Annotated in this window: 11 protein-coding genes; 5 read left to right on the top strand and 6 right to left on the bottom strand. The window is 43.7% G+C overall.

All coding sequences use genetic code 11. The annotated features are described in order from the left end of the window. A partial coding sequence (locus tag AC4E96_RS00070; RefSeq protein WP_490254526.1) for an FAD-dependent oxidoreductase occupies positions 1–602 on the bottom strand: 602 nt, incomplete at its 3' end. Positions 603–823: 221 nt separating this feature from the next. On the opposite strand from AC4E96_RS00070, the gene prlC reads away from it, so the two are divergent. The 4 genes from prlC to AC4E96_RS00050 all read left to right on the top strand — a co-directional run bounded on the left by prlC (position 824) and on the right by AC4E96_RS00050 (position 4,978). Beyond that, a complete protein-coding gene (gene prlC, locus AC4E96_RS00065; RefSeq protein ID WP_490254525.1) occupies positions 824–2,899 on the top strand; it encodes an oligopeptidase A in 2,076 nt (691 codons plus the stop codon). Between the two features lie 38 nt (positions 2,900–2,937). After that, positions 2,938–3,651 (top strand): DNA-3-methyladenine glycosylase I, encoded by a 714-nt coding sequence (locus AC4E96_RS00060; RefSeq protein WP_488032089.1) that lies wholly within the window; start codon positions 2,938–2,940, stop codon positions 3,649–3,651. Next, positions 3,651–4,418 (top strand): class I SAM-dependent methyltransferase, encoded by a 768-nt coding sequence (locus AC4E96_RS00055; RefSeq protein WP_490254524.1) that lies wholly within the window; start codon positions 3,651–3,653, stop codon positions 4,416–4,418. The genes AC4E96_RS00060 and AC4E96_RS00055 overlap by 1 nt, the downstream gene beginning before the upstream one ends. Positions 4,419–4,504: 86 nt before the next feature. Then, complete coding sequence (locus AC4E96_RS00050; RefSeq protein ID WP_490254523.1) at positions 4,505–4,978, top strand: peroxiredoxin; 474 nt, start codon at positions 4,505–4,507, stop codon at positions 4,976–4,978. Positions 4,979–5,083: 105 nt separating this feature from the next. Here the strand turns inward: AC4E96_RS00050 and AC4E96_RS00045 are convergent, their stop codons facing one another. From AC4E96_RS00045 to AC4E96_RS00025, 5 genes are all read right to left on the bottom strand, one after another. Further along, positions 5,084–5,500, bottom strand: a complete 417-nt coding sequence (locus tag AC4E96_RS00045) for a DUF6691 family protein (RefSeq protein WP_490254597.1) — start codon at positions 5,498–5,500, stop codon at positions 5,084–5,086. Between the two features lie 17 nt (positions 5,501–5,517). Continuing rightward, complete coding sequence (locus AC4E96_RS00040) at positions 5,518–5,946, bottom strand: YeeE/YedE family protein (RefSeq protein WP_490254522.1); 429 nt, start codon at positions 5,944–5,946, stop codon at positions 5,518–5,520. Between the two features lie 14 nt (positions 5,947–5,960). Continuing rightward, positions 5,961–7,265, bottom strand: coding sequence for an OmpP1/FadL family transporter (locus AC4E96_RS00035; RefSeq protein WP_490254521.1), 1,305 nt, complete (start codon positions 7,263–7,265; stop codon positions 5,961–5,963). 137 nt (positions 7,266–7,402) lie between these two features. Beyond that, complete coding sequence (gene rarD, locus AC4E96_RS00030; RefSeq protein ID WP_488032094.1) at positions 7,403–8,296, bottom strand: EamA family transporter RarD; 894 nt, start codon at positions 8,294–8,296, stop codon at positions 7,403–7,405. A gap of 7 nt (positions 8,297–8,303) precedes the next feature. Continuing rightward, the gene (locus tag AC4E96_RS00025; RefSeq protein WP_488032095.1) at positions 8,304–8,759 is read right to left on the bottom strand and encodes a thioesterase family protein; all 456 of its coding nucleotides are present in this window, start codon (positions 8,757–8,759) and stop codon (positions 8,304–8,306) included. A gap of 76 nt (positions 8,760–8,835) precedes the next feature. Here AC4E96_RS00025 and AC4E96_RS00020 point away from each other — a divergent pair. Beyond that, on the top strand, positions 8,836–9,854 hold a 1,019-nt coding region (locus tag AC4E96_RS00020), incomplete at its 3' end, for a RecQ family ATP-dependent DNA helicase (RefSeq protein ID WP_490254520.1).

The raw sequence follows: 9,854 nt of genomic DNA, 5'->3' as shown, positions 1-9,854 counted from the left end.
GCGTGTTTACGTACCGCTAATTTTGTCTCAGTACCAAGACTGTTAAGAACGCCGGCTAGTTCTACTGCGATATAACCCGCACCGACTACTACTGTGCGCTTTGGTTGTTCATTTAGGGCAAAAAAGCCATCAGAGTCGATACCGTATTCGGCCCCTTCAATTTCTGGCCACGTCGGGCGTCCACCTGTTGCGATGGTAATGTGATCAGCGGTGTACTGTACGCCGTCTACTTCAATAGTTTTGGCATCAACAAATTTGGCAAAACCATTGATAACCGTCACATTGTTATTCGCTAGTACGCGATCGTAAGAGCCGTGAATACGCTTGATGTAAGCTTCTCTACTCTCAACTAATTTTGCCCAATCAAAGTTATTTACTGTCACATCAAAACCATAGTCTGGGCTGTACTTGTGAATCGCTTCTGCTACTTGCGCACCAAACCACATGGCTTTTTTAGGTACACAACCCACATTTACGCAGGTGCCACCCATGGCTTTTGCTTCTACAAGTGCAACTTTCGCACCGCGCATTGCCGCACGGTTTGCTGAAGCGATACCACCACTTCCGCCACCAATGGCGATATAGTCAAAATGTGTTGTCATAAATCTGATCCTGTAAAATTACAATGTCGTAAGGATATGGGCTAACTTAAGTAATTCCAAATAGAAAAAGTAGATAGATGTCATCGATAATTCATTTTAGGTCGGTTTTATTATAGGTTAGAGCCTTGTAAATGGATCATTTGGACTTATTTATTCATCTATACAAAATGACCGATACAAAGTGTCTCAAATTAACTGATTTAAAGGTAAAAGGCCGTTTTATGTCCCAGACCCAACTCGATTCCAATCCATTATTAGCCAACCGCCCATTACCGCCGTTTTCAGAGATTCGCCCAGAGCACGTCAAACCTGCAATCGAACAACTCATTAACGATAGTAAAGAAGCCATTGAAAAGGCCGTTAAGACGAAACCATACTCTTGGCACTCTCTAGTCGAGCAAGTAGAAGTAGCAGATAACCGTCTATCTAAAGCCTGGTCACCCGTTTCTCACATGAACTCAGTGGTGAGCAGTGACGAATTAAGAGAGGCGTACGAGTCTTGTTTACCTATGTTAAGTGAGTACGGGACATGGGTTGGTCAGCATAAAGGACTTTTTGAAGCCTACAATGAGTTTGCCGCTTCTGATGAATTCACAACACTAAACACCGCACAGCAAAAAGTAATTAATAACGCCCTGCGTGATTTTAAGTTATCAGGCATTGATTTAGCGCCTGAACAACAGAAGCGTTACGGTGAAATCCAATCTCGTTTATCAGAACTTAGCTCACAATTTAGCAACAATGTTTTAGACGCAACACACGCTTGGCAAAAGGTCATTACTGATGAGGCCGAGCTAGCAGGCCTACCCGATTCGGCCAAAGCAGCAGCAAAACAAATGGCCGAGCAAAAAGAATTGGATGGCTGGTTGTTTACCCTAGATTTTCCGAGTTACCTGCCTGTCATGACCTATTCTGACAATGCTAAGTTGCGCAAAGAGATGTACACCGCATTTACTACTCGCGCCTCAGAGCAAGGTCCTAACGCCGGTGAATTTGATAACACTGAGATCATGGAAGAGATAATGGCCCTGCGCCATGAAGTTTCAAACCTTCTAGGTTTTGACTCTTATGCTCACAAGTCCGTCGAGACTAAAATGGCTGAGTCCCCTGAACAAGTTTTAGGATTCCTTAACGAATTAGCAAGCAAGTCTGTCCCACAGGCAAAGCGAGAGGTTAAAGAACTAGAAAGCTTTGCCAAAGAAGAATTTGGTGTTACTTCTCTTAACCCTTGGGATTACACCTACTACGGCGAGAAGCTAAAACAAGCGCGCTACTCAATATCTGATGAGCAACTTCGTCCTTATTTCCCAGCCGACAAGGTATTAACTGGATTGTTTACGACGGTAAACAAATTATTTGGCATTACGGTCAAGCCTCATCCTAAAAAAGTCGATGTATGGCATAAAGATGTTCAGTTCTTTGATATTTTTGATAAATCGAATACGTATCGCGGTAGCTTTTTCTTAGACTTATACGCCCGTGAGAAAAAGCGCGGTGGTGCTTGGATGGATGACTGCCAAGGTCGAATTAAATTTGGCTCTGGCGAACTTCAAACCCCAATTGCTTATTTGACCTGTAATTTCAATCAACCGATTGGCGATCAACCGGCCTTGTTTACCCACGATGAAGTCGTCACCTTATTCCACGAGTTTGGTCATGGTATTCATCATATGTTGACCCAGGTCGACGAAGCGGCCGTTGCGGGTATCAACGGTGTTGCTTGGGATGCCGTCGAATTACCAAGTCAGTTCTTAGAGAACTGGTGTTATGAAGAAGAGGCGTTAGCCTTTATCTCAGGTCATTTCGAGACAAGCGAGCCTTTACCAAAAGAGTTACTTGATAAGATGTTGGCAGCTAAAAACTTCCAATCAGCGATGATGATGGTACGCCAACTCGAGTTTAGCTTGTTCGATTTCCGTATTCATCACGAATACTCACCAGAGCAAGGCGCACGTATTCAATCAATTCTAAATGAAGTACGTGAACAAGTCGCAGTTGTGACACCAACTCAAACAAACCGTTTTCAACATAGCTTTGGGCATATCTTTGCAGGTGGCTATGCAGCTGGTTATTACAGCTATAAATGGGCGGAAGTCTTGTCTGCCGATGCCTTCTCTAAATTCGAAGAAGAAGGTATTTTTAATGAAAACACCGGCCAACAATTCTTAACCAATATTCTAGAGCGTGGCGGAAGCCAAGAACCGATGGAGCTCTTCAAAGCGTTTAGAGGCCGCGAACCTCAAATCGATGCATTATTGCGTCATTCGGGCATTGATACTGACGTCCAGGCAGCCTAACGCTGCCTGATTTTTTTAGTTGATGAAAATTTACAAACATGACTACTGAGACAATTAAAAATTTAGAGTCTTTCGAGGACGTACTTGCTCGAGCCATAGAGCGAAAAGGTAGCCGCTCATTGGTAATGACAATGGCCGGTGCCAACGAGCCAGATATTGATGTCAGCCGCATTCCCGACGATCGCTGGCTTGCGCAATTTACTAAACAAATATTCCAAAGTGGCTTTGTTTGGCGGGTTGTCGAACAAAAATGGCCTGGTTTTGAAGACACGTTTTTTGATTTCAATATCGAAAAGATGTTGATGATGCCAGACGAAATGTGGGAACAAAAATGTAAAGACGAACGCATCATTCGCAATGCCAAAAAGGTCATGACGATTAAAGACAATGCGCAAATGATTTACGAAGTCGCAGCGGATCACGGCTCGTTCGGAAAGTTTGTCGCAAAATGGCCAAAAGACGATGTGATTGGGTTGTGGAACTTCCTCAAGAAACACGGTGCAAGGTTAGGCGGAAATACGGGCCCTTATGCCTTGCGCTTTTTGGGTGTCGATACGTTTTTACTAAGCCGCGACAACGAAGCCTACTTTAGAGCCTACAAACTTATTGATGGCGGCCTAAATACCAAAAAATCACAAACCACAATTCAAGCTTGTTTTAATCAATGGCAACGCGAAACGGGTTTGTCGTTTAATGCGCTGAGTCGTATATTGTCATTCTCTATCGGTGACAATGTTGTGGGAATGCGTTAATGAAGTTTTATCACTGGCAATCGGCGCCTCTAGAGATCATCGAACTAGCTGATCAATTTGGCTGGCAACGAATGAACCACCAGCCCGTTTATCAAAAGGGTCAAACGGAACTGCACGCAGTATTCACCGATGACCAGCTTTGTTTGACGATTGACGGAAAAACCAAAATTTCTGTTGATTTTGTTGGTGGTGCCAATGCTCATAGACACAAGTTTGGTGGTGGTAAAGGCCAAGCAATCGCAAAAGCCGCAGGACTCAACAAAGGGGCAACGCCTAAGGTTTTGGACGCAACGGCTGGCATGGGTAAAGACGCCTTTGTCCTTGCTTCTCTAGGTTGTGAGGTGACATTAGTTGAGCGACAAGTCCCTGTTTATATGATGTTAGTTGATGGCTTTCGCCGTGCTCGAGCGGATGACTCACTACCTTGGTTTGATGAACGAATGAAGCTAATCAACGCTCCGTCTCAACAAGCACTGCAGCAAGCTATAAAAAACAAAGACGATTACGACGTGGTGTATCTAGATCCTATGTTCCCGCATCGAGAAAAATCAGCGGCAGTCAAAAAAGACATGGCGATTTTTCAGCAGTTTGTTGGGACTGATGACGACGCCGATGAGCTTTTACCACTGTCTTATCAACTCGCAACGAAACGTGTCGTCGTTAAAAGACCTGACTACGCACCGTTTTTAAATAACCAAACACCGAGTACAAAAATCGAAACCAAAAAGAACCGCTTTGACGTATATGTAAAAGCGGCGATGAAATAGCTAAATTTAATTCTCATGTAGACATTTCTGGTCTACCTTGATGTCTAGATGAGTTAAAACGTTTTATCAATTATTAAGGAAGCAACATGATTTCAGTAAACGACAGACTCCCTTCTGCTCAATTCCAACACATGGAAAACGGCGAAATGAAAACCACCAGCACAGAAGAATTATTCGCTGGTAAAAAAGTTGTGATGTTTGCCGTACCAGGTGCGTTTACTCCAACTTGCTCAGAAGCACACTTACCAGGCTATGTGGCGTTAGCTGATAAAATCAAAGCCAAAGGCGTCGACAGCATCATTTGTGTATCGGTGAACGATGGGTTTGTCATGTCAGCTTGGGGCAAATCACAAAACGCTGATGAGATCATTATGCTTGCCGATGGTGGCGCAGAATTTCATGAAGCTGCTGGCCTAAGCATGGATACGGGCACATTTGGTGGCGTGCGTGCAGTTCGTTACTCAATGATCGTTGAAGACGGTGTTGTGACTCAACTTAATGTTGAAGCACCAAAAGAGTTTAAAGTAAGCGATGCTGAAACAGCATTGTCTCAACTTTAGGTCTTTAGAAGAAACAACTGAGTACTATACAACAATATGAAAAAGAGGCTTTTAAGCCTCTTTTTTGTTTTTGATGTGAAATAAGTGACAGAAATGGAATAACCGTTAAGCTTTATTTCTTGTCAAAACTTTTGGTAAATACATACCCACTAAAACAGCGACAAAAAACAAGATAAAGTCTAAATTACCACTGGCTAACTGCACCACACCTGGGCCTGGACAAATACCACTGATTCCCCAACCTAGACCAAATAACGCTGCGCCAGTTATGAGCTTTATGTCAATTTGTTTAAATTCACTTAAATCAAAGCCACTAGAAAACATCGGCTTGTTTCGTTTTGATACGCGCCACCAGGCTAGCATCATCACAGCCATCGCCGCGGCCATAACCAGACTCAAGCTAGGGTCCCAATCGTCACCAAAAGTCAAAAAGTTTAAGACTTTATCGGGGTTGGTCATCTGGCTGACAATCAACCCCAAACCAAATACTAAGCCTATAAAAAACGTACCGATTTGTTTAATCACGTTAACTTCTCCTTCTAGCCCACAGCAAGTAGCGACATTGAATTCGCAACGACAATAGCCACAACCATAAAGACAATCGTTGCTACCCAAGAGCGGCCAGAAAAGCGTGACATTCCACACACACCATGTCCGCTAGTACAACCATTTCCTAATGTTGTTCCTAATCCCACCGCAAGACCGGCAACGGCAATGAGCCACGGTGGTAATCGCAATTCCCCTTCCATCCATTCAGGCGCTAACCAACTCGTCAAAAGACCCGCTGTGATTAAGCCCAATACAAAAGTTAACTTCCAGCTATTCTCTGACCTGAACGGATTGAAAAGCGCTTGCAGTACTCCTGAAACACCGGCTATTTTCCCATAAAAGAGTAGTAGTGCCGCGCTGGCTAAACCAATAAGGGCACCGCCAATTAACGCAGATATTGGCGTAAATTCAGTTATCACAATGGCCTCCTTTGTTAAAGCTGCCAAGTAATGGAAGCACCAAAACCAAATTGACTCATAGACAACTCAACTTGCTGATTAGGTGCTAGAAAGTTTGCTCCGCTCACTGTTTTTTCAGGTGAGTAAAAGCCAGCAACGTTGACCGCGACATCATCACTTAAGTGTTGAGTTAAGCCCGCAGTGACATGCCACTCCTGCACACCCGGCGCCAGGATATTAAAGAGCACTTCAGAGCTAGGGATCGGTTGTTCACCGTAGGACAAACCAGCACGTAATATCTGCTCTTCAGTACGCTGCCATTGATAACCTAACTTAACGATTTTCATGTCTTGCCAACCGAAACCAGCACCATTATCCGCTCCGAGCGGCGCGACCATAATGTTGCTCATTGGATTGGCGACGCTCGCGACTTCGCTGTAGTTGATGCGTTGCCAATCCAACAGTAGTTGGTGTTGAGGATTTATTTGGTAAGCGGCCCCAATTTGGTAGGAACTTGGTAAATCAAATCCGCCCTGCTCAGCAAACAAACCTTGGTATTTATCCAACTCAGACATACTCACTGACGAACGATAACTTACACCTAAGTCTAGGTTAGAATTGACTTGATGTTGAATACCTACATGATAGCCAACGCCTGTGGAGGTATCAGTGCCGTTATTTGATACCGATGTTGGGTCACTCGAGAAACCTGCGAAGCTTGCAACGCCCGTTGCTTCAAACTGTTGAACCACAAACACAGGCGCAAAACCAACTCGAGTATTTTCAGAAATCTGGTAACTCGCGGTCGGGCTGACAAATAACTGCTTTAAATCAACGCCTGTCGTGCCCGCATAAAACGTCCCAGGGTTAGGCTTGCTCACAGCATACTCTGTATTCATGCCACCATTGGCATAAACCGTTAAGCCGACATTCCATCCATCATTTACGTCATAACCAAACGCAAATTCTGGAATTAAGAAGTAGTCATTTTCGCTTTTTTGACCCGAACCTGGTAAATAAAACCCACCTTCAGCAAAGAATTCCACGTCTGATACTCGATATTCTCGACTTGGCGAGAAAAGGTCTACACCTGCTGAAAGTTGAGTTCCTTCAACCGATAGAGCGGCAGGGTTATTAGCGGCTGACATGACATCATTGCTAATCGCAATACCCGCACCAGCCATACCTTTGTGCGTCATCCCGTAGCCATGAGTAAAATAACCATTTGTTGCCATGACAGAACTTGAGGCAAAACCAGAAAGTACAGCCGTAAGCGCCATAAAAGTAGCTTTACTACTATTTTGTCTAAATGAAGAGTTTGATTTTTCTTGAGATTTCATTACTTAAGCCTGATGCTGCAGATTGTTCTACAACCCTTATAATCACTAATTTATTAGCAATAGCTTAAGTAAGATTTGTTATTACAAAAAGGAACAATAAATGATTTATTATTCCTTTTTCGTATAGCGGATAAGTATTAAACGGAAGTCTTTGGTTTTTTTGAATTTCTAAAACTAGCGTAGCTGTAAACAACCAGTGCGGTCCAGATAAAACCAAACGTCACCCAACGATCTTGACCAAATTCCTCACCGTAAACAAATACCGCAAGCATAAACATCAAGCTCGGCCCTATGTATTGGAAAAATCCAAGAGTTGAATAGTTAAGACGTCGTGCTGCCTCAACAAAACAAAGTAACGGCGCTGTCGTCACCAACCCAGCACCAATAATGAGGGCGTTTATTGTCATGCTATTTTCGAGCAAGTTAGTTGCAGGACTTGTCGCAAAGGCAAACCAGTAAACAAACGCAGGCAATATCATCACTAAAGATTCAATCAACAAGCCTGGCATCGCATCTACCGCGACGGTTTTTCTTATCAAGCCATAAATAGCAAATGAGATCGCCAAACTTAGTGCAATGTAAGGAAACGACCCAAACGTCACAATTTGAATCGCAACGCCCGTCAATGCCAAGCCAACCGCAGCATATTGTAGCTTTGATAGGCGTTCTTTGAGGAACACCATCCCCAGAGCAATGTTTAGTAATGGGTTGATGTAGTAACCAAGGCTAGCGTCCAAAATATGATCATTATTGATCGCCCAAATAAACAACCACCAATTAAAGCCCAATAAACAAGCACTCACCGTAAGAATAGAAAGCTGTCGACGACTTTTAAAAATAGCCCGGACTTTGTGAAGATTATTACGAAGACCAATAATGACCACCAACAACAGTGCTGACCAAATTACTCGATGAGCCAAAATCTCCAATGAGGGCATAAACTGCAACTGCTTGAAAAATAATGGTGCAATGCCCCACATGGTATAAGCAAGAAGCGCAAAGATGACACCTTGCTTGGCTTGTTCATTCATTAAATTTTTATCCTACTAGGTAAGTGCCAGTACCAAAGGCAATTTGATCGCCCTTTTGGTTATGTAATTCCATTCGACAAACACACACACGGCTGCCCGAACGAATGAGTTTGGCCGATGCAATAAATTCATCGCCACGACCAGGTCGTAAATAATCAGTACGTAAATCAATCGTACCGACGCGTTTGGTAAAGTCGGCAAGGGCCGCCTCTGATGTCATTTCAATATTGGCAATTCGACTGTATATGGCAAGAATGCCGCCGACCGTATCGAGTGCTGTTGCGGTCACACCACCGTGCAAAATTTTCTGCATCGGGTTGCCCATTAATTTGTCGTCCCACAGAAATCGGATCTCAGCCTTGTCATCTTCACAGACGGTAATATTTAGACCAAGATTGACGTTAAAATTCAAACTGTTAAAAACCTGGACTAACCAAGCCTTTTTCTGATCGTTAGAAAGCATATTTTTCCCTGCCCTGTTTCGAGGTGATGATGGTACAATGTGCGTCATTGAGAGTCACATCAAAAAAAGTAAAAGTTTGTCTGAATTTTTTAATACTAATGCCGCGCCACAGTCCAACACCGTTGTAGCAGAAACCCCAAATGGGCAATTTACCAGTGCTCATCAGGTACTCAGCCAAGTCTTTGGTTATGAGACGTTTCGCGATGGCCAAGAAAAGGTCATCGACGCTTGTTTATCAGGCCAAGACTCAATGGTCCTGTTGCCAACGGGCGGTGGTAAAAGTTTGTGTTATCAAATTCCAGCCCTCTTACTCGATAAAGTAACCATCGTTGTTACGCCACTTTTGTCATTGATGAAAGACCAAGTCGACCAACTGCTCGAACTGGGTATTGCGGCCGCGTTTGTTAATAGCCAACAGACTCGCGAACAACAAATGCAGGTGATGAATCAAGTACAGCACAACGAGATTAAAATTCTCTATGTTTCTCCTGAACGTTTGTTGCAATATCAGTTTATGGAGCACATTCGCTTTTGTGGTGTCGGCTTGTTTGCCATCGATGAAGCTCACTGTTTATCACATTGGGGGCACGATTTTAGGCAAGACTACTTGCGCCTAAATTGCATCAAACCACAGTTTCCAGATGTGCCAATTATGGCACTTACCGCAACGGCCGACAGAGCAACGAGATTCGACATCGCCGCACAGTTACAACTCAACGAACCGTTCGTTCATACAGGTAGCTTTGACAGGCCAAACCTTAGATACACGATTGAAGAAAAATTTAAGCCTTTGAGTCAGCTGATGCTGTTCTTAAAAAGCCAAACCGATCAAAGCGGGATTGTCTATTGTTCGAGTCGAGCAAGAGTGGATGATATTACCGACAAGTTAGCCAACAAAGGTTACCGCGTTGCGGCTTATCATGCTGGTTATGACACCTCGCACCGCAACCATGTCCAAGAGCAATTTCAGCGCGACAATATTCAAATCGTCGTTGCCACTGTGGCATTCGGTATGGGCATAAACAAACCGAATATTCGTTTTGTTGTTCACTATGACTTACCCAAAACCATAGAGAGTTATTATCAGGAAACGGG

The sequence above is a fragment of the Psychrosphaera sp. genome (genome assembly GCF_982872775.1).
Note: the sequence above shows the minus strand (reverse complement) of the source record. Positions and strands in the feature narration are given on the sequence as shown.

Excerpts from the sequence above, each read along its gene's own strand:
- AC4E96_RS00035 (WP_490254521.1), bottom strand. The coding sequence starts at position 7,265 with ATGAAATCTCAAGAAAAATCAAACTCTTCATTTAGACAAAATAGTAGT.
- AC4E96_RS00050 (WP_490254523.1), top strand. The coding sequence starts at position 4,505 with ATGATTTCAGTAAACGACAGACTCCCTTCTGCTCAATTCCAACACATG.
- AC4E96_RS00025 (WP_488032095.1), bottom strand. The coding sequence starts at position 8,759 with ATGCTTTCTAACGATCAGAAAAAGGCTTGGTTAGTCCAGGTTTTTAAC.
- AC4E96_RS00055 (WP_490254524.1), top strand. The coding sequence starts at position 3,651 with ATGAAGTTTTATCACTGGCAATCGGCGCCTCTAGAGATCATCGAACTA.
- rarD (WP_488032094.1), bottom strand. The coding sequence starts at position 8,296 with ATGAATGAACAAGCCAAGCAAGGTGTCATCTTTGCGCTTCTTGCTTAT.
- AC4E96_RS00060 (WP_488032089.1), top strand. The coding sequence starts at position 2,938 with ATGACTACTGAGACAATTAAAAATTTAGAGTCTTTCGAGGACGTACTT.
- prlC (WP_490254525.1), top strand. The coding sequence starts at position 824 with ATGTCCCAGACCCAACTCGATTCCAATCCATTATTAGCCAACCGCCCA.